This is a genomic window from Actinoplanes teichomyceticus ATCC 31121, assembly GCF_003711105.1.
GTDB lineage: Bacteria > Actinomycetota > Actinomycetes > Mycobacteriales > Micromonosporaceae > Actinoplanes > Actinoplanes teichomyceticus.
On record NZ_CP023865.1, the window covers coordinates 1,388,740 to 1,411,628 of the forward strand.

The 22,889-nt window shown below is 73.4% G+C and carries 21 protein-coding genes and 4 pseudogenes; 19 read left to right on the forward strand and 6 right to left on the reverse strand.

All coding sequences use genetic code 11. From position 1 onward, the window contains the following. Positions 1 to 21 precede the first annotated feature (21 nt). The 3 genes from hrcA (at position 22) to ACTEI_RS06325 (ending at position 3,060) form a co-directional block, all read left to right on the forward strand. Positions 22 to 1,044 carry a heat-inducible transcriptional repressor HrcA gene (gene hrcA, locus ACTEI_RS06315; protein ID WP_122976777.1) on the forward strand — a complete coding sequence of 341 codons (1,023 nt, stop codon included), beginning with the start codon at positions 22 to 24 and terminating at the stop codon, positions 1,042 to 1,044. A 34-nt stretch (positions 1,045 to 1,078) separates the two neighbouring features. Further along, complete coding sequence (dnaJ, locus tag ACTEI_RS06320; RefSeq protein ID WP_122976778.1) at positions 1,079 to 2,218, forward strand: molecular chaperone DnaJ; 1,140 nt, start codon at positions 1,079 to 1,081, stop codon at positions 2,216 to 2,218. A gap of 107 nt (positions 2,219 to 2,325) precedes the next feature. Then, positions 2,326 to 3,060, forward strand: a complete 735-nt coding sequence (locus ACTEI_RS06325) for a 16S rRNA (uracil(1498)-N(3))-methyltransferase (RefSeq protein WP_122976779.1) — start codon at positions 2,326 to 2,328, stop codon at positions 3,058 to 3,060. A gap of 35 nt (positions 3,061 to 3,095) precedes the next feature. Here ACTEI_RS06325 and ACTEI_RS06330 read toward each other — a convergent pair whose 3' ends face one another. Then, on the reverse strand, positions 3,096 to 3,632 hold the full coding sequence (locus ACTEI_RS06330; protein ID WP_122976780.1) for a PadR family transcriptional regulator: 537 nt from the start codon (positions 3,630 to 3,632) through the stop codon (positions 3,096 to 3,098). Positions 3,633 to 3,716: 84 nt separating this feature from the next. On the opposite strand from ACTEI_RS06330, the pseudogene ACTEI_RS06335 reads away from it, so the two are divergent. The 11 genes and pseudogenes from ACTEI_RS06335 to ACTEI_RS06370 all read left to right on the forward strand — a co-directional run. Continuing rightward, a pseudogene (locus ACTEI_RS06335) lies at positions 3,717 to 4,916 on the forward strand (MATE family efflux transporter); the annotation flags it as partial. Positions 4,917 to 5,150: 234 nt separating this feature from the next. Next, positions 5,151 to 5,501: an HIT domain-containing protein gene (locus ACTEI_RS38095; protein ID WP_239082646.1), complete on the forward strand. Its 351-nt coding sequence runs from the start codon at positions 5,151 to 5,153 to the stop codon at positions 5,499 to 5,501. Continuing rightward, positions 5,498 to 6,880 (forward strand): serine hydrolase domain-containing protein, encoded by a 1,383-nt coding sequence (locus ACTEI_RS06340; RefSeq protein ID WP_122976781.1) that lies wholly within the window; start codon positions 5,498 to 5,500, stop codon positions 6,878 to 6,880. Before ACTEI_RS38095 ends, ACTEI_RS06340 begins: the two co-directional genes overlap by 4 nt. A 268-nt stretch (positions 6,881 to 7,148) precedes the next feature. Further along, a pseudogene (locus ACTEI_RS38100) lies at positions 7,149 to 7,862 on the forward strand (PhoH family protein); the annotation flags it as partial. Between the two features lie 552 nt (positions 7,863 to 8,414). After that, a pseudogene (locus ACTEI_RS38105) lies at positions 8,415 to 8,624 on the forward strand (hypothetical protein); the annotation flags it as partial. Positions 8,625 to 8,936: 312 nt separating this feature from the next. Then, positions 8,937 to 9,296: pseudogene (locus ACTEI_RS38110) on the forward strand (PhoH family protein); the annotation flags it as partial. A gap of 23 nt (positions 9,297 to 9,319) precedes the next feature. Continuing rightward, positions 9,320 to 9,790 (forward strand): rRNA maturation RNase YbeY, encoded by a 471-nt coding sequence (ybeY, locus tag ACTEI_RS06350; protein ID WP_122976783.1) that lies wholly within the window; start codon positions 9,320 to 9,322, stop codon positions 9,788 to 9,790. Positions 9,791 to 9,822: 32 nt separating this feature from the next. Next, a complete protein-coding gene (locus tag ACTEI_RS06355) occupies positions 9,823 to 11,142 on the forward strand; it encodes a hemolysin family protein (protein ID WP_372443297.1) in 1,320 nt (439 codons plus the stop codon). Further along, positions 11,135 to 11,518 (forward strand): cytidine deaminase, encoded by a 384-nt coding sequence (locus ACTEI_RS06360; protein ID WP_122976785.1) that lies wholly within the window; start codon positions 11,135 to 11,137, stop codon positions 11,516 to 11,518. The genes ACTEI_RS06355 and ACTEI_RS06360 overlap by 8 nt, the downstream gene beginning before the upstream one ends. Positions 11,519 to 12,164: 646 nt before the next feature. Beyond that, positions 12,165 to 13,085, forward strand: a complete 921-nt coding sequence (gene era / locus ACTEI_RS06365) for a GTPase Era (protein WP_122981952.1) — start codon at positions 12,165 to 12,167, stop codon at positions 13,083 to 13,085. Between the two features lie 83 nt (positions 13,086 to 13,168). Then, positions 13,169 to 14,281, forward strand: a complete 1,113-nt coding sequence (locus ACTEI_RS06370; protein WP_122976786.1) for an acyltransferase family protein — start codon at positions 13,169 to 13,171, stop codon at positions 14,279 to 14,281. On the opposite strand, the gene ACTEI_RS06375 is transcribed toward ACTEI_RS06370, so the two are convergent. After that, positions 14,240 to 15,004, reverse strand: a complete 765-nt coding sequence (locus ACTEI_RS06375) for a DUF4097 family beta strand repeat-containing protein (protein ID WP_122976787.1) — start codon at positions 15,002 to 15,004, stop codon at positions 14,240 to 14,242. The two genes, ACTEI_RS06370 and ACTEI_RS06375, sit on opposite strands and share 42 nt — an antisense overlap. Before the next feature lie 193 nt (positions 15,005 to 15,197). On the opposite strand from ACTEI_RS06375, the gene recO reads away from it, so the two are divergent. Together recO and ACTEI_RS06385 are read left to right on the forward strand one after the other, a co-directional pair. Continuing rightward, positions 15,198 to 15,977 (forward strand): DNA repair protein RecO, encoded by a 780-nt coding sequence (recO, locus tag ACTEI_RS06380; protein ID WP_122976788.1) that lies wholly within the window; start codon positions 15,198 to 15,200, stop codon positions 15,975 to 15,977. Further along, positions 15,974 to 16,756: an isoprenyl transferase gene (locus ACTEI_RS06385; protein ID WP_122976789.1), complete on the forward strand. Its 783-nt coding sequence runs from the start codon at positions 15,974 to 15,976 to the stop codon at positions 16,754 to 16,756. The genes recO and ACTEI_RS06385 overlap by 4 nt, the downstream gene beginning before the upstream one ends. 9 nt (positions 16,757 to 16,765) lie before the next feature. Here the strand turns inward: ACTEI_RS06385 and ACTEI_RS06390 are convergent, their stop codons facing one another. Both ACTEI_RS06390 and ACTEI_RS06395 read right to left on the reverse strand, forming a co-directional pair. Further along, positions 16,766 to 17,452, reverse strand: a complete 687-nt coding sequence (locus tag ACTEI_RS06390) for an HAD family hydrolase (protein ID WP_239082644.1) — start codon at positions 17,450 to 17,452, stop codon at positions 16,766 to 16,768. Continuing rightward, on the reverse strand, positions 17,449 to 17,745 hold the full coding sequence (locus ACTEI_RS06395; RefSeq protein ID WP_122981953.1) for an MTH1187 family thiamine-binding protein: 297 nt from the start codon (positions 17,743 to 17,745) through the stop codon (positions 17,449 to 17,451). The genes ACTEI_RS06390 and ACTEI_RS06395 overlap by 4 nt, the downstream gene beginning before the upstream one ends. Before the next feature lie 149 nt (positions 17,746 to 17,894). Here ACTEI_RS06395 and ACTEI_RS06400 point away from each other — a divergent pair, with 149 nt between their 5' ends. Beyond that, positions 17,895 to 18,770, forward strand: a complete 876-nt coding sequence (locus ACTEI_RS06400; RefSeq protein WP_122976791.1) for an aldo/keto reductase — start codon at positions 17,895 to 17,897, stop codon at positions 18,768 to 18,770. 90 nt (positions 18,771 to 18,860) lie between these two features. On the opposite strand, the gene ACTEI_RS06405 is transcribed toward ACTEI_RS06400, so the two are convergent. Next, positions 18,861 to 20,390: a wax ester/triacylglycerol synthase domain-containing protein gene (locus ACTEI_RS06405; RefSeq protein WP_164465859.1), complete on the reverse strand. Its 1,530-nt coding sequence runs from the start codon at positions 20,388 to 20,390 to the stop codon at positions 18,861 to 18,863. A 499-nt stretch (positions 20,391 to 20,889) separates the two neighbouring features. Here ACTEI_RS06405 and ACTEI_RS06410 point away from each other — a divergent pair, with 499 nt between their 5' ends. Further along, entirely contained in the window at positions 20,890 to 21,807 is a 918-nt protein-coding gene (locus tag ACTEI_RS06410) for a methylenetetrahydrofolate reductase (protein WP_122976793.1), read from the forward strand. Between the two features lie 11 nt (positions 21,808 to 21,818). After that, positions 21,819 to 22,193, forward strand: coding sequence for a PH domain-containing protein (locus ACTEI_RS06415; protein WP_122976794.1), 375 nt, complete (start codon positions 21,819 to 21,821; stop codon positions 22,191 to 22,193). A gap of 293 nt (positions 22,194 to 22,486) precedes the next feature. On the opposite strand, the gene ACTEI_RS06420 is transcribed toward ACTEI_RS06415, so the two are convergent. Next, the gene (locus ACTEI_RS06420) at positions 22,487 to 22,708 is read right to left on the reverse strand and encodes a type II toxin-antitoxin system VapB family antitoxin (RefSeq protein ID WP_239082647.1); all 222 of its coding nucleotides are present in this window, start codon (positions 22,706 to 22,708) and stop codon (positions 22,487 to 22,489) included. Between the last annotated feature and the right edge of the window lie 181 nt (positions 22,709 to 22,889).

A 22,889-nucleotide genomic window follows, 5' to 3' on the forward strand; every position in this document is an offset into this window, starting at 1 on the left:
GAGTGCCAGAGGGAGGGTCATATGAGTCTGGATGACCGCAAGCTCGAGGTCCTGCGGGCGATCGTCGAGGACTACGTGAAGACCCGCGAGCCGGTCGGCAGCAAGGCGCTGGTCGAGCGCCACCAGCTCGGTGTCTCCCCGGCCACGGTGCGCAACGACATGGCCGTGCTGGAGGAGGAGGGGTACATCCGCCAGCCGCACACCAGCGCCGGCCGGGTGCCCACCGACGCGGGTTACCGGCTGTTCGTCGACCGGCTCACCCGGATCAAACCGCTCAGCCCGGCCGAGCGCCGGGCGATCGAGCGGTTCATGGTCGGCGCGGTCGACCTCGACGACGTGGTGCACCGCACGGTGCGCCTGCTGGCCCAGCTGACCCGCCAGGTCGCCGTGGTGCAGTACCCGAGCCTGTCCCGCTCCGCGGTGCGGCACCTGGAGCTGGTGCCGATCTCCACCACCCGGCTGATGCTGGTGATGATCACCGATACCGGCCGGGTCGAGCAGCGTCTGGTCGAGATGCCCGCCCCGGTGCCGGACGGCGACGTGTGGGAGCTGCGCCGCCGGGTGAACGAGAAGCTGGCCGGGCAGAAACTCGCGGACACCCCGCCGCTGGTGCAGAAACTCGTCGACGAGTGTGCACCGGAGCGGCGTGGGAACATGGCATGTCTCGCCAGCGTGCTGCTGGAGACGCTGGTCGAGCGGAGTGAGGAGCGCCTCGCGCTGGCCGGGACGGCCAACCTCACCCGCGGCGGTGTGCTGGACTTCCAGGGCACGCTGCGACCCGTACTGGAAGCGCTGGAGGAGGAGGTCATCCTGCTCAAGCTGATCGGCGACCTGGAGCCCAGCACCACCCGGGTCCGGATCGGCGACGAGAACGAGATCGACAACCTCCGGTCCGCGTCCGTGGTCAGCACCGGTTACGGGCCGGGCGCCACGATCGTTGGTGGGCTCGGCGTGCTGGGGCCGACCCGGATGGACTACCCCGGCACCATCGCAACCGTTCGTGCAGTGGCACGCTACGTTGGCGACCTGTTGGCACAGAATTGACGGATCCGCGCAGACATTGAGGACTCCAAACCCCGTGGCCAAGGACTACTACGGAATTCTCGGCGTGAGCCGGGAAGCCACCGACGACGAGATCAAGCGCGCCTACCGCAAACTGGCTCGGCAGTACCATCCGGACGTCAACCCCGATCCGGAGGCGCACGAGAAGTTCAAGGACATCAACGCGGCGTACGAGGTCCTCTCCGACGACCAGAAGCGGCAGATCGTCGACCTCGGCGGCGACCCGCTCGCGCCCGGCGGCGGCGCGCCCGGCGGTGGCCCCGGCGGGGCCGGCCCGTTCGTCGGTTTCCAGGACATCATGGACGCCTTCTTCGGCACCGCGGCCGGTGGTGGCAGCCGCGGTCCGCGGCCGCGCACGCGGCCCGGGGCCGACGCCATCCTGCGCCTGGAGCTGGACCTGGTGGAGACCGCGTTCGGCGTCGAGGCGCCGATCACCGTCGACACCGCGGTGCTCTGCACCCAGTGCTCCGGGGCCGGCACCGCGCCCGGCACCCACCTGGCCACCTGTGAGGTGTGCGCCGGTCGTGGCGAGGTGCAGTCGGTGCAGCGCACCTTCCTCGGCCAGGTCGTCTCGTCCCGCCCCTGCCAGAACTGCCAGGGGCACGGCACGGTGATCCCCAACCCCTGCCCGACCTGCGCCGGCGACGGGCGCATCCGCACCCGGCGCTCGCTCACCGTGAAGATCCCGGCCGGGGTCGAGGACGGCATGCGCATCCGCCTCGCCCAGCAGGGCGAGGTCGGTCCGGGCGGCGGCACCGCCGGTGATCTCTACGTGGAGATCCACGAGCGCCCGCACGACGTCTACTCGCGCAAGGGCGACGACCTGCACTGCCGGGTCACCCTGCCGATGACGGCCGCGGCGCTGGGCACCCGGATGACCATCAAGACCCTCGACGGCGAGGAGAACATCGAGGTCAAGCCGGGCACGCAGCCGGCCAGCACGCTGCGCATCCGGGGCAAGGGCGTGCCGCACCTGCGCGGTCAGGGCCGCGGTGACCTCTTCGTCCACCTGGACGTCAAGACGCCCACCAAGCTCACCGCCGACCAGGAGCGGATGCTGCGCGACTTCGCCAAGACCCGCGGTGAGGACGTCGCCGAGCTCAGCAAGCAGGGCGGCTTCTTCAGCCGGATGCGCGACGCGTTCAACGGCCACTGACCGGCCGGCGACACGGGAGGCGGTGGCCGGCGGCCACCGCCTCGCGGGCGTGGCACGCGCCCCCGGCCGGCGGCTGGGCGGCTTCCCCGGCGCGGTAGCGTGCGGGGGTGTCCGCGCCGCTGTTCCTGGTCGAGAGCCTGCCCGCCGGATCGTCGTTCACCCTGGACGGGCCGGAGGGGCACCATGCCGCCACCGTGCAACGGCTGCGTGCCGGTGAGGCGCTGATCCTCGCCGACGGACGTGGCGGCACCGCGTACGCCGAGGTCGTCGCGGTGGGCCGGGGCAGCGTCGACGTCGCGGTGCGCGAGCGAACCATCGAGCCGGCGGCCGACCCGCGGCTGGTGGTCGTGCAGGGCATCGCCAAGGGCGACCGCGGGGAGCTGGCCGTGCAGGCGATGACCGAGACCGGGGTCGACGAGATCGTGCCGTGGGCGGCCTCCCGGTCGGTGGCGCAGTGGCGCGGCGACCGCGGGGCCAAGGCTCGGGACAGGTGGGCGGCGACCGCCCGGGAGGCCGCCAAGCAGGCTCGCCGCTCCTGGCTGCCGGTGGTCGCCGGTGCGCCGGACTGCTCGACCCGGCAGGTCGCGGCCCGGCTCGCCGGCGCGGCCGCCGCCTTCGTGCTGCACGAGGAGGCCACCGAGCGCCTCACCGCCGTGCCGCTGCCGGCCGGCGGCGAGATCGTGCTGGTGGTCGGCCCGGAGGGGGGCATCAGCGACGCCGAGGTGAGCGCTTTCCGGGACGCCGGCGCGGTCCCGGTGCGGCTCGGCAGCGCCGTGCTGCGCACCTCGACCGCCGGGGTGGCCGCGCTCTCGGTGCTCTCCGCGCGCCTCGGCCGCTGGTGACCTGGCCCGGACCGGCGCTGCTCAGCGGCCCGCCGTCAGCCGGTCGGGTCGGCGGTCAGCTCGGCCAGGGTGCGCTCCAGCCAGGCCCGCTCGGCCCGTGAGGTGGCGCGGGCGATCTCGAACATGCCCTGCCGGAACGGATCGTCCACGTCGTCGGCGTGCAGCCGCCGGCCGCCGCGGGAGAAGAACGTGGCCGGCGCCTGCAGGAAGGCCAGCCGTCGGCGTAGCACCTCGGCCTGCCGCGCCGGGTCCGGCAGGTGCCGCAGGAACGCCAGCAGCGTGAAGTACCGGTTCCGGTCGGTGATCTCCACCTCGGAGGGCTCGCCGAGGCGCCGCAGCAGCTCGGCCCGGCCCGCGTCGGTGAGCGAGAGCATCTGTCGTGGCGCGGCCGCGACGCCCGGCTCGGTGCGGCGTTCCAGCAGCCCGGCGGCGGTCAGCCGGTTGATCGCCGGGTAGAGCGCGCCGTCGCTGACCGTGCGCACGTGGCCGGTCAGGGACGTGATCCGGTCTTTCAGCTCGTATCCGTGCAGTGGCTCATCGTGCAGGAAGCCGAGGATCGCCAGCGCCAGCATCACTGCCTCCCGGTTGTTCGGTGCCGGGTCAGCCTATATCGTTCCGTGTTACCTCGATTAGAGGTACAACGAAACGAGGCGCTGATGGATCACCGTGGACCGCTGCTGCGGCTGGCCGTGCCCAACTACGTCGCGCTGCTCTCCGGCGTGCTCACCGGGATCGTCGACGTCGCCTGGGTGGCCCGCCTCGGGCCGTCCCCGGTCGCCGCCGTGGCCGTGGCCACCGGCGTGGAGAACGTGCTGCTCGGCGCCGTTCTGCTGATCAACGGCGGGGTCACCGTGCGGCTCGCCGCCGCGCTGGGCGCCGGGGACCGGGCCACCGCCGGGGCGGTGATCCGGGCCGGCTGGCGGCTCTACCTGCTGCTCACCCCGGTGGTGGTGCTCGCCGGGCTGGTGCTGCGCCGAGCGCTGGCCGGCGCCTTCCTCGACGACCCGGGCACGGCGCGCCTGGCCGAGGGCTACTTCACCGTGCTGTTCCCGGGCGTCGCGATCTTCTACGCCCAGCAGGTCGTCGACGCGATCTTCGCGGGGCGCGGCGACACCCGTACGCCGATGCGCCTGGCCCTGACCGCCAACGCCCTGATCCTGATCCTCGACCCGGTGCTGATCTACGGCACCGGGCCGCTGCCCGCCCTCGGCGTCGCCGGCGCCGCCGCAGCGACGGCCCTCGGCCGCGCCGCCGCCCTGGCCATCGGCGTGCTGCTGCTGCGCCGCGGGGCCCGGCCGCCCGTCGTGGCGGCGTCCCCGGACGGCGGTGTCCCGGCAGCCACCGGCGGCGACGCGGCAGCCGGCGCCCGGGACGATCGCGCCGGGCGGGACCTCCCGCCCGGCGCGGCGGTGGGCGCGGTGCTGCGGACCGGTGCGCCGATCGCCGGGGATTTCCTGGTACGCATGGGCGGCGCCCTCGTCCTGCTGAGCCTGGTCGGCCGCTTCGGGGTGAGCGCCGTGGCCGCCTACGGCATCGGCATGAAGGTCCTCTACTTCGCCACGATGGCCTTCTACGCGATCCGCAACGCGGCCACCATCCACACCCCGCGCACGCTCAGCGCCCACCCCGGCCAGCGCCGGGCCGTCGGCCGTCAGGTGTGCGTCCTGGCGTTGCTCACCGGAGTCCTCGCGAGCGCCCTGTTCGCCGTGCTGGCCCCGCTGGTCATGCGGGCGTTCACGGCCGACCGCGCGGTGGCTGCCGCCGGCGTGCTGTTCCTGCGCAGCGTGGGCGGCTACCTGGTGCCGATCGCCGGGGTGATCGCCGTGGCCGGGTTCCTGATGGCGACCGGCCGGGGGCCGCGGCTGTTCGCGGTGACCGTGGCCGGGACGGTGGCGCAGACCGCCCTCGCCTGGTGGCTGCCGTCCCGGCTCGGCCTGCCCGGCGTCTGGCTGGCGATGGCCTCGGCCGCGGTCCTCCAGCTGGCCCTGGTCGTCCGGCTGGCCGGGCTCACCGCGGGAGCGGTCCCAGGACGAGATCCGGAATTCCGGCACCCGTTCAAGCCCAGCCCGGTCCCGCATAAGATCCGACGGGTGGACAACTCCTGCCTGTTCTGTCGCATCGTCGCCGGCGAGATCCCCGCGACCGTCGTGCACCGCACCGAGACCACCGTGGCGTTCCGCGACATCGACCCCAAGGCGCCGACCCACGTCCTGGTGATCCCGGTCGATCACCACGCCGACGTCACCGCCCTGGCCGCCGACCCGTCCGCCGCCGCCGACGTGCTGGCCGCCGCGGCCGCGGTCGCCGAGGCCGAGGGGCTGGCCGCCGACGGTTTCCGGGTCATCTTCAACACCGGCCGCAACGCCGGCCAGGAGGTCTTCCACGTGCACGCGCACGTGGTCGGCGGCGCCCCGCTGGGCCCGATGCTGGCCGGCAAGTGAGCGGCCCCACCGCCCGCTACGAGCGCGCCGCCCGCCGCGCCCAGGCCGACGGCCGGATCCCGGCGCTCACCGTCGCCCTGCACCGCGCCGACCGCGAGCCGTGGACGTTCACCGTCGGCGAGTCCGGCAACCCCGAGCACCCGCTCGGGCCGGACAGCCGGTTCCGGATCGGCTCGGTCACCAAGACCTTCACCGCCGTACTGGTCATGCAGGCCCGTGACGACGGGCTGCTCGACCTCGACGAGCCGGTCTCACGCCACCTCGAGGTCCCCGCGCACGGCGACGCCACCATCCGCCGGTTGCTCTCGCACACCGCCGGTTACCAGCGCGAGCCGTACGGCGACGTGTGGGACACGCTGACCGCCCCGGACGCCGCCCGGCTGCTCGCCGAGCTGGACCGGGCCGAGCGCGTGCTGCCCGCCGCCCGCCGCTTCCACTACTCCAACCTCGGCCTGGCCGTGCTCGGCCAGCTGGTCGCCAGACTCCGCGGCGGCACCTGGGCGGAGGTCCTCACCGAGCGCGTCCTCACCCCGCTCGGCCTCGACGCCACCACCGCCGCCCGGCCCGCCGAGGCGGTCGTCGGCTACCTGGTCGACGCGTACTCCGACGCCGCGCGCCCGGAACCGCCGATCGACATGGGCGGCGTCGCCCCGGCCGCGCAGCTGTGGAGCACCGCCGGCGACATGGCCCGGTGGGCGGCGTTCCTGGCCGACCCGCGCTCGGTCGACCCGGGCGCCCGGGTCCTGGCCCCGGCCACCGTCGACGAGATGCGCTGGCCGCTGACCACCACCGACGAGTCGCTCTGGGCGGCCGGCTTCGGGCTCGGCCTGATCCTCTGCCCGGACGGCCGGCGCGCGGTGCACGTCGGCCACGACGGCGCCATGCCCGGCTTCCTGGCCGGCGTCTACGGCCGGCGCGGCGGCGAGGGCAACCCGGGCGGCCTGGGCTGCGCCGTGCTCGGCTCCTCCGGCACCGCCGGGCAGACCAACGAGCTGGTCCACGAGCTGCTGCGGCTCACCGTCGAGGCGGACCCGGCCGAGATCCGGCCCTGGCGGCCGGCGGCGCCCGCCCCGGCGCCGTACCGGTCGGCGCTCGGGCGCTGGTGGAGCGAGGGGTCCGAGTTCGTCTTCGCCTGGCACGACGGCCAGTTGCAGGCCCGCGCGGCGGAGGCGCCGGCGGACCGGCCGCCGGCGATCTTCCGGCCGCTGCCGGATCGGGCGGACACCCTGCGGACGGTCTCCGGGCGCGAGGCCGGCGAGCTGCTGCGGCTGACCCGCGACGAGCGCGGCGCCGTGGTGCGGATGCACTGGGCGACCTACCGGTTCACCCGGGTGCAGGAGGGCTTCGACGGCGGCCCGGCCTCCGACGGCCCGTCCTGACCCACGGGCTCCCCGGCGGCGCCGTGCGGGGCGCTCACCGCCTCGGCCACGCCGGCTCCCGCAGCGCCACCCCGGCGCGCCGATCTCCCCGATCGGTGCGCCGGGTGGGTGATCTGCGGAACTGCCTGCCGATAATGGCATCGGCGAGGGAGCGGGCGAGCGGATAGGATGGCACGATCCTTGAGCACGCCGCCCCACTCGGGACAGCGCCGCCAAACAAGCCAAGCCGATGATGAGAGCAGGTGGCGGAGGCCCACAGGGCCGCCCTATGACCGGTACGCCGAACCCTTCCAGCACGGGCTCGTCCAGCCCGGTGCGGGCGCAGACCAAGATCTCGGTGTCCGACCCGAAGATCATGGTGAACCTGCTCGGCGCCAAGGACGAGATCCTCCGCCTTGTCGAGCGCACGCTCAGCAGTGACGTGCACGTGCGCGGCAACGAGATCACCATTACCGGCGATCCCGCGGACAACGCCACCGCCGAGCGGCTCTTCTCCGAGCTCATCGAGCTGATCGAGAAGGGCGAGACGCTCAGCGTGGACGCCGTCCGCCGGACGCTGCTGATGCTCGAGGAGAACACCTCCGAGCGTCCCGCCGATGTGCTGACGCTGAACATCCTGTCCCGACGGGGCCGCACCATCCGGCCCAAGACGCTGGGGCAGAAACGCTACGTCGACGCCATCGACGAGAACACCATCGTCTTCGGCATCGGCCCCGCCGGTACCGGCAAGACGTACCTGGCGATGGCCAAAGCCGTGCAGGCGCTGCAGGCCAAGCAGATCAACCGGATCATCCTGACCCGGCCGGCGGTCGAGGCGGGCGAGCGACTGGGCTTCCTGCCCGGCACGCTCACCGAGAAGATCGACCCGTACCTGCGCCCGCTCTACGACGCCCTGCACGACATGCTCGACCCGGAGTCCATCCCCCGCCTGATGGCCGCCGGGACGATCGAGGTCGCCCCGCTGGCCTACATGCGTGGGCGTGCGCAGCCGCTGGATGCCGGGGTGCTGACGCCGGACGGCTGGCGCCCGATCGGCGAGCTGACCGTCGGCGACCTCGTGGTCGGCTCGAACGGCCGGCCGACCCCGGTCCTCGGCGTCTATCCGCAGGGCCGTAAGCCGGTCTACCGGGTCACCACCCAGGACGGCGCCTCGACGCTGGCCTGCGGTGAGCATCTCTGGACCGTGCAGACCCCGGACGACCGCAGCCACGGCCGCGGCGCCCGGGTGGTGCAGACCCAGGACATGATCGGCCGGCTGCGCCGCGGCCACGTGCACCGGTTCGAACTGCCCCTGGTGGAGCCGGTGGAGTTCCCGGAGCAGGACGTTCCGGTGGATCCGTACGCCCTGGGGCTGCTCCTCGGCGACGGAAGTCTGACCACCACGACCACTCCGGCGTTCCGCACCGCGGACCCGGAGCCGGCGGGCGCGCCGGAGGCGGCGCTTCCGGACGTCGAGCTGGTCCGCAAGGACGAGGCCGACTACGTCCCGCGGCACGTCGACGGCCGGCGTGGTGGTGTGATCGTGGCGGACCCGATGACCACCGCGCTGCGCGTTCTCGGTCTCGCCGGCACCCGGTCACCCACGAGGTTCGTGCCGGACGCCTATCTGTGGAACACCGCCGCGACCCGGCTCGCGGTGCTGCAGGGGCTCCTCGACAGCGACGGCGGCCCGGTGCCACAGCGGGGCCGGACCTGCCGGATCCAGTACACGACCTGCTCCGAGCGGCTGCGGGACGACGTCGTCTTCCTGGTCCGCTCGCTGGGCGGGGTCGCCCACTGGCGCCGGCGCCCGGCGGAGGGCCGGAAGCCGGGCCTGGCGAACGGTCGTCCGGTGCCGTACCGCAACGATGCCTTCGTGCTGGACATCCGGTTGCCGGAAGCGGTTCAGCCCTTCCGGCTGGCGCGCAAGCAGGAGCTCTACGCGCAGTCCGGCGGGGGCCGGCCGATGCGGTTCATCGAGAGCATCGAGCCGGAAGGCGAGACCGAGACGGTCTGCATCCAGGTGGCGGCGGAGGACTCCCTCTACGTGACCGACGACCTGATCGTCACCCACAACACCCTCAATGACGCGTTCATCATCCTGGACGAGGCGCAGAACACCACGCCCGAGCAGATGAAGATGTTCCTGACCCGGCTCGGGTTCGGGGCGAAGATCGTGGTCACCGGCGACGTCACGCAGGTCGACCTGCCCGGTGGCACGACCAGCGGGCTCAAGGTGGTCCGGGAGATCCTGCGCGACGTCGAGGACGTGCACTTCGCCGAGCTGTCCAGCTCCGACGTGGTCCGCCACCGGCTGGTCGCGGAGATCGTGGACGCCTACGCGCGGTACGACGCCGTGCAGGACCAACAGGCAGATAATTCCGTACATGCCGTACCCGGACGGGCCGCGACCGGCCGCCCGGGGCGTCGGCGCTGATTGCAAGGGGTAATCGCACCACTATGTCCATCGAGATCGCCAACGAGTCGGGAGTCGAGGTCGACACCGACGCGATCCTCGCGGTTGCCCGGCACGCCCTCGACGAGATGGGGGTCAACCCCCTCGCCGAGCTGTCCATCCTGCTCGTCGACATCGATTACATGGCCGAGCTGAACCACCGCTGGATGGGCAGCGACGGGCCCACCGACGTGCTCGCCTTCCCGATGGACGAGGGCAGCGTCGACCACGGTCCCGGCGAGTCCGGGACCGGGGAGCCGGCCCTGCTGGGTGACATCGTGCTGGCCCCTGAGGTGGCCGCCAAGCAGGCGGCCGCGGCCGGGCACACGCCCGCGGACGAGCTGCACCTGCTCACCGTGCACGGCGCGCTGCACCTGCTCGGCTACGACCACGCCGAGCCGGAGGAGGAGCGCGAGATGTTCGCTCTGCAGAACAAGCTTCTGCAGAGCTGGCGCGCCGGGCGTAAAGCCGGCTGACCGTGGACGCCGCCTCGGCCGGCCTGCCGGACCTGCAACTGATCCTCTTCGCGGTCGGGCTGGTCCTGCTGGCCGGTCTCGCCTCGATGACCGACGCGGCGCTGGCCACGGTGTCCGCGGCCCGCGCCGCGGAACTGGAGCGCGAGGGGCAGCGGGGTGCGGGCGCGCTCGCCGCGGTCGCCTCCGACGTGGTCCGCCACGTCAACCTGCTGCTGCTGCTCCGGCTGCTCTGCGAGCTGACCGCGACCACCCTGGTCGCGCTGGTCGCGGTGGACAGCTGGGGGGTGGGCTGGCGTGCGGCGCTGGTCACCGCCGGTGCGATGACGCTGGTCAGTTTCGTGGTGGTGGGGGTCGCGCCGCGCACGGTGGGGCGTCAGCACGCGTACGCGGTGGGCCGTGCCGCGGCGCCGCTGGTGCGCTGGCTGGGCCGGGTGCTGAACCCGCTCGCGTCGCTGCTGATCCTGATCGGTAACGCGGTGACCCCGGGCCGGGGGTTCCCGGAGGGGCCGTTCGGCAGCCAGGTCGAGCTGCGTGAGCTGGTGGACCTGGCCGAGCAGCGGGGCGTGGTCGAGCACGGCGAGCGCGAGATGATCCACTCGGTGTTCGCGCTGGGTGACACGATCGCCCGCGAGGTGATGGTGCCGCGTACCGAGATGGTGTGGATCGAGGCGCCGAAAACCCTGCAGCAGGCGTTGTACCTGTTCCTGCGCTCGGGCTTCTCGCGGATCCCGGTGATCGGGGAGAGCGTCGACGACGTGCTGGGCGTGCTCTACCTGAAGGACGTGATCCGGCGGACGCAGAACGGCGACCCGGCGGCGACCGCGCGGGCGGTGGCCGACGCGATGCGCCCGGCGACGTTCGTACCGGAGTCGAAACCGGTCGACGACCTGCTGTCGGAGATGCAGGCGGCCCGTAATCACCTGGTCATCGTCGTCGACGAGTACGGCGGCACGGCGGGCCTGGTGACCATCGAGGACATCCTCGAGGAGATCGTCGGCGAGATCACCGACGAGTACGACGTGGAACGCCCGCCGATCGAGCACCTGGCCGACGGCGCGGTGCGGGTGACCGCCCGGCTGCCGATCGAGGACCTGGGTGACGTGTTCGGCGTGGAGCTGCCCGCCGACGAGGTGGAGACGGTCGGCGGCCTGCTGGCGCAGACGCTGGGCCGGGTGCCGATCCCGGGCGCCCGCGCCGACGTGGGCGGCCTGCACCTGATCGCCGAGGGGACCACCGGCCGGCGGAACCGGATCGACTCGGTGCTGGTGCGCCGGGTGCAGCCGGAGCCGCCCGCCGACGACAACGATGAGAACGCTACCGAGAACGAGGAAAGACTTCCCGCCGATGCCTGAGCAGACGTTTGCCGCCACCGCCGTGCCGAGTGCCGACGGCTCCGCGCTGAGCGCCGAGGACACCAAGCTGGTGACCCTGGCGCGTAGTTCCCGCGCCCGGGTCGCCGCGGCCGAGGGCGCCGCGGTCCGGGACCAGGACGGTCGTACGTACGCGGCGGCCTCGGTGACGCTGCCCAGCCTGTCCGTGACCGCGTTGCAGCTGGCGGTGGCCCAGGCGGCCGCCTCCGGCGCCACCCGGATCGAGGCCGCCGCGGTGGTCACCGAGGCGTCGACCCTGGACGGCGCCGGGCACGCCGCGGTGCGTGACCTGTCGGTCGACGCGCCGATCCACGTGGCGGGCCCGTCCGGCGCGCTGCTGGGCACGGTCTCCGCATGAGCGCCGCCGAGCGTCCGGTCCGGCCCGGCTCCCCGGTTGTCTGCGATCCTTCCCCGGCCGCCGGTGGCGGCATCTCTCCGCGGGTGGCGGCAGGAGGCACGGCGTGACGGACGCGAGCCAGCGACCACACGGTGAGCGGCGTCGTTCCGCGGGCGGCGGCGGGCCGGATGCGGGCCAGCGGGCGGCGGACGGTGAGCGGCGTCGTTCCGCGGGCGGCGGCGGGCCGGATGCGGGCCAGCGGGCGGCGGACGGTGAGCGGCGGCTGACGCCGGGGGAGCGCAACGAGCTGCGGCGCCAGGAGCGCCGCGCCGCCCGTCGCGCCGAGCAGCAGGGCGCCGAGCCGCGGGGACGCAAGCCGGGCGGGGCGCGTGGCGGCGCGTCCGGGGAGCGGGGCGCGGCCGGCGGAGCGGCCTCCGGGTCGCGCGGTGGTCGGTCCGGCGGCTTTCCCGGTACGCGGGGGGAGCGCGCCGGCACGAGCCGGGGCGGCGCCGGCCGGCGTGACGAGCCCGGTGCCGGCCGTGGCGGGGCCGGTGTGCCCGGCGGCCGGGGGCAGGCTGCCGCGCCGGGCCGGGACGAGGCGGCGGGGCGTCCGGGTCGTGTCGGCAAGCCGGGTGTGCCGGATGGTCGTACGGAGCGGAAACCGCGCCTGCACCGGCACAAGGCCGCGTCGCCGGACCGCCGGGACGACGGCGTCTATCGCGCTGGTTTCGCCTGTTTCGTCGGACGGCCGAACGCCGGCAAGTCGACGCTGACCAACGCCATCGTCGGCCAGAAGATCGCGATCACCTCGAACAAGCCGCAGACCACCCGGCATGTGATCCGGGGCATCCTGCACCGCCCGGACGCGCAGCTCGTGCTGGTCGACACGCCGGGTCTGCACCGGCCGCGGACGCTGCTCGGCGAGCGGCTCAACGACCTGGTCCGCGAGGTGTGGAGCGAGGTCGACGTGATCGGGGTGTGCTTCCCGGCGGACGAGCCGGTGGGGCGCGGCGACCGGTTCATCTCGGCCGAGATCAGCGAGCTCAAGGCCAAGGTGATCGCGGTGGTGACCAAGGTCGACCTGGTCGACCCGCAGACGCTGGCGCAGCGGTTGCTGGCGATCTCCGAACTGTACGACTTTGCGGAGATCGTCCCGGTCAGCGCGGTGTCCGGGCATCAGGTGGAGATCCTGACCGACGTGATGGTGCGCTACCTCCCGGAGTCGCCGCAGCTCTACCCGGACGACGTGCTGACCGACGAGCCGGAGCAGGTGCTGATCGCCGAGCTGATCCGGGAGGCCGCGCTGGAGGGGGTGCGCGACGAGCTGCCCCACTCGATCGCGGTGATCGTCGAGGAGATGCTGGTCGAGGGCAACCTGACCCGGATCTTCGCGGACATCTACGTGGAGCGGGACAGCCAGAAGTCGATCGTGATCGGGGCTCGCGGGGCCCGGCTCAAGGAGGTCGGCTCCACGGCGCGGGTGGAGATCGAGCGGTTGCTGGGCTCGAAGGTCTACCTCGATCTGCATGTCCGGGTCGCGAAGGAGTGGCAGCGGGATCCGAAGCAGCTTCGCAAGCTCGGCTTTTAGTTCGATAATTGGACATTCTTTGACTATGGGGTAGATCACCAGGATTTGCGCTTTGGCCCTCGGGGCGGGTAACACCGTTGGCCATGCGCAACCGGTACCTGGACCTTCTCCGCGCGATCGCCACCGTCCGGGTGGTGATCTATCACCTGACCGGCTGGAGCGCGCTGACCATCGTGTTCCCGGCGATGTCGGTGATGTTCGCGCTGGCCGGCTCGCTGATGGCGGCATCGCTGGACCGGTTCGGGGTGGGGGCGGTGGAGCGGCGCCTGCGCCGGCTGCTGCCCTCCCTCTGGGTGCTCACCCTGGTGGTCGCGGTGCCGGCGATGCTGATCGCCGGCACCCCGTTCGACGTGCACCTGCTGCTGTGGGGGTTCCCGCTGGCCGACCCGCAGGCCACCGGCTGGTGGATGCAGAGCCTCAGCCACGCCTGGTACCTGCGGGACTTCCTGTGGTTCGTGCTGCTCTCGCCGCTGCTGCTGCCGATCTTCCGGCGGCTACCGCTGGTCGCGCTGCTGATTCCGTACGTGGTTCTGCTGACGTGCGAGGTGAGCGGCGCCCGGCTCCCGGCGGTCGCCCACGACCTGGCCCTGTACGGCGGCGCCTGGCTGCTCGGCTTCGCCCACCACGACGGGTGGCTGCGGCGGATCCGGCCGGCACGGCTGCTCGGGATCGCCGCCGCGCTGGCCGGGGCGGGAGTCGCCTGGACCGTCACCCACCCCAGCGCCCGCGGGTACGACCTGAACGACATCCCGCTCGGCAACGCGCTCTGGTCCGCGGCGTTCGTCCTGGTCGCGCTGAGCCGCTCGCCGATGGTCCGGGACCACCGGGTGCTGACCGTGCTGAACTCCCGCGCGCTGAGCATCTACCTGTGGCACATCCCGATCCTGGTCGCGGTCACCCAGTTCGGGGAGCGGCACGGGCTGCCGATCACCGGGCCGACCGGCCTGGGCTGGCGGCTGGCCGCGGTGCTGGTGCTGCTCGGCGCGGTGCTGGTGGTGGTCGGCTGGGTGGAGGACGTGGCGGCCGGACGGCGGCCGGTGCTGCTTCCGGGTCACCGGGCGCAGGCGCGATCCGCCCCGCTGGTCCCCGCGCCGGCCCCCCCGTTGCCGCCCGCGCCGCCGCGCCCGGCACCGGCCGTGACGTCGCCCGCGGCCCTACCGGGTGCCGACGGTCAGGTCGCCGCTGCGCGCGCGTAGGTCCAGGACGTTCGGCGACTGCGGGTCCTCGGTGAGGCCGTCGATGTGCGTGTCGCCGTCCGCGGTGTGGTCGTTGATCCGGTAGCGGCCCTCGGGCACCAGCAGCATGAGGTCACCGCTGGTCACCGACGCGGTGACCGAGGCCGGCTCGGCCAGCTCCAGATCCAGGCTGCCGGACGTGACCCGGGCCTGCACCGGGCCGCTGATCTCCAGAGCGGTGATGTCGCCGGACGTGGCCTCCAGGATCGCGCCGGGCGCCCGGGTCACGCTCACCTGACCGGAGGTGGCCTTGACCCGCACCGGTGCGCTCGCGCCGTCGATCATGACGTCGCCCGAGGAGAGGGTCAGGTCGACGGCGCCGACGCCGGTCAGGTTGACGCTGCCGGAGCGCAGGTCGCCGCGGACCTTGACCCCGGTGGGGGCCTGCACCTCGTACACGATGTGGCAGTCGAAACCGCACTCGGTGGGCAGCGTCAGCGTGGTCCCGGCGATCCGGTAGGTGGGGCCCGAGCCGTTGCCGCCGCGCACGGTCCGCTTGATCCGGGTGTCGGTGACGTCGGCGGTGGTCACGATCACGTCACCGCTGCCACCGCTGACCACGATGTCGGTGATCTTCGCCCGCTCGGTGTCCTCGAAGGTCATCGTCGCGCCGACCACACCGTCGCAGCCGGCCAGGGCGGCCACCGAGGCGGCGGCCAGGACCAGGGCCACGGTACGGCTCATGCGGGGCCTGCCCGCCGGGGCCGCTGGGCGGCCCCCGCCTGCGGGTTCGTCATGCGCTCCGGCCACGTGCCGCGCGGTGCAGTCGCTCATGCCCCGACGCTATTGCCGGGCCGGCCCCGGCACCATCGGTTCGGTCCCGGAGTCCACCCTGAGATCCGGGTCAGGGTTTGTCGTAGGCACCGGGCAGAATGGCATGGTGCCCGCTGGATACCGCCGCCATCTCTACCGTGACGACGCGGTGGTGCTGCGCGTGCAGAAACTGGGCGAGAGCGACCGGATCGTCACCCTGCTGACCCGCCGGCACGGCCGTCTCCGGGCGGTCGCCCGGGGAGTGCGCCGGACCACCTCGCGCTTCGGCGCCCGGCTGGAGCCGTTCGGGCACATCGACCTGCAACTGGCCGGGTCGCCCGAGGGGGTGGGCAGCTCGCTGCATTCGGTCAGCCAGGTCGAGGCCCTCTCGCTGTACGGCAAGAGCTTCCTCGCCGACTACCCGCGGTACACCGCGGCCAGCGCCATCTGCGAGACCGCCGAGCGGCTCACCCCGGTCGAGCGGGAGCCCGCGCTGCGGCTGTTCCAGCTCACCCTGGGCGCGTTCAAGGCGCTCGCCGCCGGGGAACACGCCGGCAGCCTGGTCCTCGACGCGTACCTGTTGCGCGCCATGACGTTCGCCGGCTGGGCGCCCGCGGTCACCGAGTGCGCGGTCTGCGGAGAACCCGGCCGGCACGCGGCGTTCGCGATCCCGGCCGGCGGGGCGGTCTGCCCGGACTGCCGGCCGCCCGGCGCCGCCCACCCCAGCCCGGCCACCCTCGGCCTGATGAACGCGCTGACCATCGGCGACTGGACGGTCGCCGACGCCACCGAGCCCTCGGTGCGCCGGGAGTGCAGCGGCCTGGTCGCCGCCCACCTGCAATGGCACATGGAGCGCTCGCTACGCTCGCTGCCGCTTGTCGACCGACGGGAGTTGAAACCGTGAGCCCGCGTCCGCCCACCCCGCACATCTCCGGCGCCCGGCCGCCCAAGCTGCCGCCCGCGGCGATCCCGCGTCACGTGGCGCTCGTGATGGACGGCAACGGCCGCTGGGCCAAGGAGCGCGGCCTGTCCCGCACCAAGGGCCACGAGCAGGGTGAGCACTCGCTCTTCGACGCCATCGAGGGCGCCATCGAGCTGGGCATCCCGTACCTGTCGGCGTACGCGTTCTCCACCGAGAACTGGAAGCGCTCGCCGGAGGAGGTGCGCTTCCTGATGGGCTTCAACCGCGACGTCATCCGCCGCCGCCGTGACCAGCTGGTCGACCTGGGCGTGCGGGTGGTCTGGTCGGGCCGGTCGGGCCGGCTGTGGAAGAGCGTGATCTCCGAGCTGCAGACCGCCGAGGAGATGAGCCGGCACAACAGCACGCTCACCCTGCAGTTCTGCGTCAACTACGGCGGCCAGGCGGAGATCGCCGACGCCGCCGCGGCCATCGCCCGCGACGTCGCGGCCGGCAGGCTCAAGCCGGACAAGGTGAACGAGAAGACCGTCGCGAAGTACCTCTACCACCCCGAGGTCCCCGAGGTCGATCTCTTCCTGCGCCCGTCGGGCGAGCAGCGTACGTCGAACTTCCTGCTCTGGCAGTCGGCGTACGCGGAGATGGTCTACCTCGACACCCTCTGGCCCGACTTCGACCGTCGTCACCTGTGGTACGCGTGCGAGCTCTACGCCCAGCGCGACCGCCGCTTCGGTGGCGCCCTGCCCAACCCGGTCAGCCCGACGTAGCCGTCCCGCTCAGGCCGCCCGGAACGTGGTGAGAGCGCGGACCGCCGCGTCCCGGTCGCTCAGGTCCGGGAGCACCACGTGCGCGCCCGCGGCGGCCAGCTCGGCGGCCGGCGTGGACCCGGTGGCCACCGCGACCGCGACCGCGCCGTTGGCCAGCGCGGCGGTCACGTCGTGCACCGTGTCACCGACCACCACCGGGTGGAACCGCTCGCCGTACTTCGCCTCCGCCCGCTGCAGGCTGCGGAGCACCAGGGTGGCGCGCACGCTGTCGTCGGTGCCGTACCCGCCGACCTCGGCGTCGAACGAGCCGGACAGCCCGAACGCCGCCACCTTCGCCGCGGCCACCTCCGGGACGTTGCCGGTGACCAGCGTCTGCACCACGTCCGGGCGGTCACCGAGATGCCCGAGAACCTCGCGCACGCCCGGCATCAGCGCGCCGTGCCGGGCGAACTCGTGCCGGAGCGTGCCGACGATCTCGACGTAGCGGGCGAAGAACCGTTCCGGGGTGCAGTCGGTCACCCCGTGCGCGGCGAAGACGTCGTCGCAGATGTCCAGGTCGGTGCGTCCCGCGAAGACCGGGGTGTCCCGCCACGGCACGCCGGTCACCTCGGTGAACGCGGTCCTCCAGGCCCGGGCCGCGACCCCGCCGGTGCGCAGCAGCGTGTAGTCGATGTCCCACATCACTAGGCGTCTCATGAGTCGCCGAGCACCCGCTCGATGTGCTCCACCTTGGCGGTCAGCGCGCCGGTCACGCCGGGCCGGACATCCGCCTTCAGGGACAGGCTGACCCGCGGCGCGACCGCGGCGACGGCGTCCACCGCCTGTTTGACCACGGCCATCACCTCGTCCCACTCACCCTCGACGGTGGTGAACATGGCGTCGGTGCGGTTCGGCAGCCCGGAGGCGCGCACCACCCGCACCGCCTCGGCGACGGCGTCGCCGACGGAGTCCCCGACTCCGAGCGGCGTGACGGAAAAGGCAACCAGCATGCCGTCCATCCTCCCAGGCGGACCGGAACACTCTGGGAGATCTACAAAGTAGCAGTGACGGTGACAAACCGGTATCCGATGACCGGCCGAGGGCGGCGGGCGCGCCCAGCGCCTACGGTCTGCCGGTGACCACACGACTCGATGCGTCGATGGCCGGCACGTGGCGGCTCGGGGACCGGACCGTCAACCGGATGGGCCTCGGATCGATGCGGCTGACCGCGAACCCGGACACCGGCGTGGCGATCCGGGTGCTGCGCCGCGCCGTCGAGCTGGGCGTCGACCACATCGACACGGCCGCGTTCTACCGCACGCCCGGCGGGATCATCGACGCCGGACCCGGGCCGGTACGACACGCCACCGAGCTGATCCGGGCCGCGCTCAGGCCGTACCCGAACCGGGTCTTCATCGCGACCAAGGTGGGACCGGACCGCCGGCCGGACGGGCGCTGGGCGGAGGCCGACACGCCGGCGCGGCTGCGCCGGCAGGTCGAGGAGAACCTGCGGCGCCTCGGCGTGACGACGCTGGACCTGGTCAACCTGCGGATCACCCGGCAGATTCCGGCGCAAGCCCTCGCCGAGCGGTTCGGGGCGCTCGCCGACCTGCGGGCCGCCGGGCTGATCCGGCATCTGGGTCTCTCCAACATCACCGCGGAGCAGCTGGACGTGGCGGCCCCGATCGCCCCGGTGGTCTGCGTGCAGAACGCCTACTCCGTCGACCTCCGCCGCGACGACGACCTGCTGCGGATCTGCCGGGAGCGGGGAATCGCCTTCGTCCCGTTCTTCGCCATCGCCGGCCGGCAGCGGGAGGCGGGCGCGGCCGGCGAGCAGAGCGGGGCGCTGCGGCGCGTCGCGGCCCGGCACGGGGTGACCGAGCACCAGGTACGCCTGGCGTGGACCCTGCACCGGGGGCCGCACGTGCTGGCCATCCCCGGCACCGGCGACCCGGCCCACCTGGAGCAGAACATCGCCGCCGCCGGACTGGCTCTGACCGGCGCTGACCTGGCCGAGATCGACGCCGCGGGCTGACCGCGGCGGCCGCCGGCTGCCCCCGGGCCGTCAGGCATGGGCCGCCGGTTGCGCCCGGCTCTGCATCGGCCGCCGGCTGCCCCCGGGCCGTCAGGTCATCGGCCGCCGGTTGCGTCCGGCTCTCAGGTCACCGGCAGCCGCCCCGGCGCGCGGGCCGCCACCGGCCGGCACGCCGCCCGCGCCGCTCGGGTGGCATCCCGCGGCGAGGGTCGCCCAGTCCTGCCGGATGCCGGCGACCAGCGTCGGCAGGTCCGGGAAGCCGTCCGCGCCGGCCTGCACGGTCACGGTGAGCTCCCCGGCGTAGGACAGCGCGACCACGGAGAGAGCCACGTTGCCGGCCAGGTTCCCGACCGCGATCACCCGGCGCACCGGGGCACCCAGCAGCCGGATCGGCGTCACCGGCCCGGTCATGTTGCTCTCCACCAGGGCGGTCACGTGCTGCCGGCGACTGAACCAGCGCACCAGGCCGAGCCGGGCCAGGGCCACCAGGATGCCGTTGGCCGCGGTCACCGACTGTTCGCCCTTGGCCCGGGCGGTGGCCGCCGTCACCGCACGTAGCCGATCGGCGGGCTGGCCGGCCGCCACCGGCAGGCGCACGAGCATCGCGCCGGTCCGGTTGCCGTCCGGCCCGGCCGAACCGGCACGCAGCGACACCGCGACCGTGCAGTTCAGCCACAACCGGTCGGCCGGCTCCCCGCGCGACCGCAGCAGCGCGCGGACGCCACCGGCGGCGAGAGCCAGGATCAGGTCGTTGACCGTGGCCCCGTACCGGTGCGCGACCGTCCGGGCCTCGGCCAGCGGGAACGGCAGGACGACCAGGCGGCGGCCGGGGGTGAGCGGCACGTTCAGCGAGGTGCGCGGGGACCGCCAGGCCGCGCCGAGCATCCGCAGCCCGGGCAGCGGTGAGCCGGTGCGGCGTACCGGCGGCGCGGGGCGCAGGTCGCGCAGCCGGTCGGCGACCAGCGCCCGCCAGCGGGGTGCCGGCCGTGGCCGCCAGCTCGGGTCGGGGTGGGGCGTGCTCTCGGGCAGTGGTGTGGGGCCCGGGCCGATGGTCGGGCCCGGGTGGGGCGGTGTCTCGGGGAGGGGTGTGGGGCCCGGGCCGATGGTCGGGTCGGGGTGGGGCGGTGTGTCGCCGAGCAGCGTGGTGACCATCCGGATCGCCGCCATCCCGTCGGCCACCACGTGGTGCAGCAGGAACATCACCGCCATCCGGCCGTCGGGCAGGCCCGGTATCAGCCACATCCGCCACAGTGGCCGGGAGCGGTCCAGCACCGGCACGAGGAGCCGCTCGGCGAGCCGGAGGAGGGCGCCCTCGTCGTACGGTGGCGGCAGCTCGGCGACGCCGACGTGGTCGGCGATCCGGAACCGCGGCGCGTCCACCCAGACCGGGCGCCCGCCGAACGGGCCGCTCGGGCGGATCACCTGGCGCAGCCGGGGCACACGGGCGAGCCGCGCCTCGACGGCCGCGCGGATCTCGGCGAGCCGTGGCCGCCCCGCGGGGTCGCCGAGGGTGGTGCCGTCGAGCACCGCGATGGCGGCGACGTGGATCGGCGTGTCCGGGCCCTCGGCGGCGAGGTTGATCAGATCCTCGGCGGTGAGCCGGGGAAAGCGGCTCTCCACGGCGTGCCCTCCCTCCCCAGCGTGCCCGGCCGCGCCGGGCCGGGTCAGGGCCGAGAGTCCCGTGAGCGCGGGCTCCCCGGCGGCCGGGCCCGGCGCGGCGGAGGTGGTGGGGCGCGCGACCACCGTGGCCTTCCGGGCGACCCGGGAGTCCGGCGGATCGACCCGCGCGGACTGCCGGGGCGGCCCGGGGGTCCCGCGCATTGTCCGGGCGGGTCCGGAAGCTGTGCGGATCGAGCCCGCGGGTCGCCGGGCGGCCGGAGGTTCGGCGGATCGACCCGCGCGGAATGTCCGGGCGGCTCGGGGCGTGCGGGCGGGGTGACCGCGGGGCGGGGCGTGCGGGCGGGGTGACCGCGGCGCGGGGCGTGCGGGCGGGGTGACCGCGGCGCGGGGCGTGCGGGCGGGGTGACCGCGGCGCGGGGCGCGCGGGCGGGGCGTTCGAGGAGCGGGAACCGGCCCCCGCCGGACCCGGACCGGCTCCGCCGGTCCCTAGGGTGGGGCCATGACTCGTCCCCGACTGCCGGAACTGCTTTCCGAGACGCGCAGCGGTGTGCTGCTGTTCAGCATCACGCCGCCGAAGCGGAGCCACCCCGAGGAGCGGATCAAGGAGATCGCCGAGGTGACCCTGGAGCGGCTCCGGGCGCTCGACCTGGACGGGCTGATCCTGTACGACATCGACGACGAGTCGGACCGCAACCCGGACCAGCGCCCGTTCCCCTTCCTGGCCACCCTGGACCCGGCGCGGTACTACGAGACGCACCTGAGCTCCTGGACCCGACCGGTGATCATCTACCGCTGTGTCGGGAAGTACGCCGAGGACGAGCTGCGCGACTGGATGCGCGCCGCGGACCCCGGCCGGGTGCTGAGCGTCTTCGTCGGCGCGTCCTCCGGCGGCAAGGCGGTCCGCACCGGGCTGCGCCGGGCGCAGGAGCTGCGTGCCGAGACACGCCCGGAGCTGCCGCTGGGTGCGGTGGTCATCGGTGAGCGGCGCGCGGAGCACCTGCGGATGCTGGCCAAGCAGGAGCGCGGGGCGAGCTTCTTCATCTCCCAGGTCGTCTACCACGTCAACGAGACCAAGAACCTGATCTCCGACTACTACTACGAGTGCCGGGCGCGCGATGTGCAACCTCGGACACTGATCTTCACCTTGTCGCTGTGCGGTTCGCTCAAGACGCTGGAGTTCCTGCGCTGGCTCGGCGTCGACGTGCCCCGCTGGCTGGAGAACTCGCTGCGGCACGCCGGCGATCCGCTCGCCGAGTCGTACAAGCACTGCGTCGACATCGCCCGTGACCTGCGCGACTTCTGCGAGCACCTGGGCGTGCCGTACGGCTTCAACGTGGAGAGCGTGTCCACCCGCAAGACCGAGATCGAGGCCACCACCAGGCTTGCCGCCGAGGTCGCGACGTTGCTCGGACGGTAGGGTCACGCGCCGTGATCGACTTCAACAACGGTTCCGTCTTCAAGCTCAACCCGTGCGACCCGGGTGAGCTGATCCCGCAGGTCGCCCCGTTCCTCGTGCAGGGTGAGCAGGTCATCTTCGCGTTCCGCTCGGTCCGCGATTTCGTGGTCTTCACCAACAAGCGCCTGATCGCCGCCAACGTGCAGGGCATCACCGGCTCGAAGACCGACTTCACCTCCCTGCCGTACGGGAAGATCCAGGCATTCTCGGTGGAGACCGCCGGAAGCTTCGACCGGGACACCGAGCTGGATCTGTGGTTCAGCGGGCTCGGCAAGGTCCGCCTGGAGTTCAAGCGCAATGTCGACATCCGCCAGCTCAGCCAGATGATCGCAAACTACGTTCTCTGATCGGTTACGGCCCAAGGCCGGGTTTCCGGCCGGATGGCCCGAAACCGTCCCGGTGCGTCCGATCCCGGCCCGGGCGTTGCCGACGCCCGGGCCGACGGTGAGAGCGGGCAGCTGCGGTCAGACGCGAGCCGGTCACGGTGCTCCGCGGATCGGGCGGTGTAGAAGATCTCCAGTTCGGTGAGTTCACACATCGACAGCAGGCCCGCCCTGACGTAGTCACCCCAGGAGTCCTGAAGCGTGGCCTCCCGGGCGAGGCGCATGTATGCGCTCGTGTCGATCAGAAGAATGGCGGTTCATTGTCGATAACTGCGCTTGTCGAGGAAATCGTCGAAATCGTCCGCGGCCCCCATCCCGGCGAGTCGCTCCACGGCCGCCACGCGCTCATGGATGGCGACGACCTCGCGCAGTGCGGCATTGACGGTTTCTGCGGCGTCCGTCGTGCCCAGGATCTTGGCCGCCTCGATCAGCGCCCGGTCATCGATGCTGATCCGTGCGATCGGGGGATTCGCTTCCACGGTTGCCCCCATAAGCCGCGCCTCCCTTCAGGGTAGGGCAACCCGCCGGCAGGGGGTTGCTCAACGACTGGACCAGTCGTGCGCATTGATCGACTCAACCGGTCACCCACGCGGTTGCCCGGGAGGGGCCGCGGCCGGGGCGACACCGTCGCGGCGGGGCTCGGCCGCCCGGCGAACCCCG

Coding starts and splice junctions, on each gene's coding strand:
- ACTEI_RS06375 (WP_122976787.1), bottom strand. CDS start 15,004: ATGAGCCGTACCGTGGCCCTGGTCCTGGCCGCCGCCTCGGTGGCCGCC.
- ACTEI_RS06370 (WP_122976786.1), top strand. CDS start 13,169: ATGCGCAACCGGTACCTGGACCTTCTCCGCGCGATCGCCACCGTCCGG.
- ACTEI_RS06330 (WP_122976780.1), bottom strand. CDS start 3,632: ATGCTGGCGCTGGCGATCCTCGGCTTCCTGCACGATGAGCCACTGCAC.
- ACTEI_RS06400 (WP_122976791.1), top strand. CDS start 17,895: ATGGCCGGCACGTGGCGGCTCGGGGACCGGACCGTCAACCGGATGGGC.
- ACTEI_RS06390 (WP_239082644.1), bottom strand. CDS start 17,452: ATGAGACGCCTAGTGATGTGGGACATCGACTACACGCTGCTGCGCACC.
- ybeY (WP_122976783.1), top strand. CDS start 9,320: ATGTCCATCGAGATCGCCAACGAGTCGGGAGTCGAGGTCGACACCGAC.
- ACTEI_RS06360 (WP_122976785.1), top strand. CDS start 11,135: ATGCCTGAGCAGACGTTTGCCGCCACCGCCGTGCCGAGTGCCGACGGC.
- hrcA (WP_122976777.1), top strand. CDS start 22: ATGAGTCTGGATGACCGCAAGCTCGAGGTCCTGCGGGCGATCGTCGAG.
- recO (WP_122976788.1), top strand. CDS start 15,198: ATGGTGCCCGCTGGATACCGCCGCCATCTCTACCGTGACGACGCGGTG.
- ACTEI_RS06410 (WP_122976793.1), top strand. CDS start 20,890: ATGACTCGTCCCCGACTGCCGGAACTGCTTTCCGAGACGCGCAGCGGT.
- ACTEI_RS06395 (WP_122981953.1), bottom strand. CDS start 17,745: ATGCTGGTTGCCTTTTCCGTCACGCCGCTCGGAGTCGGGGACTCCGTC.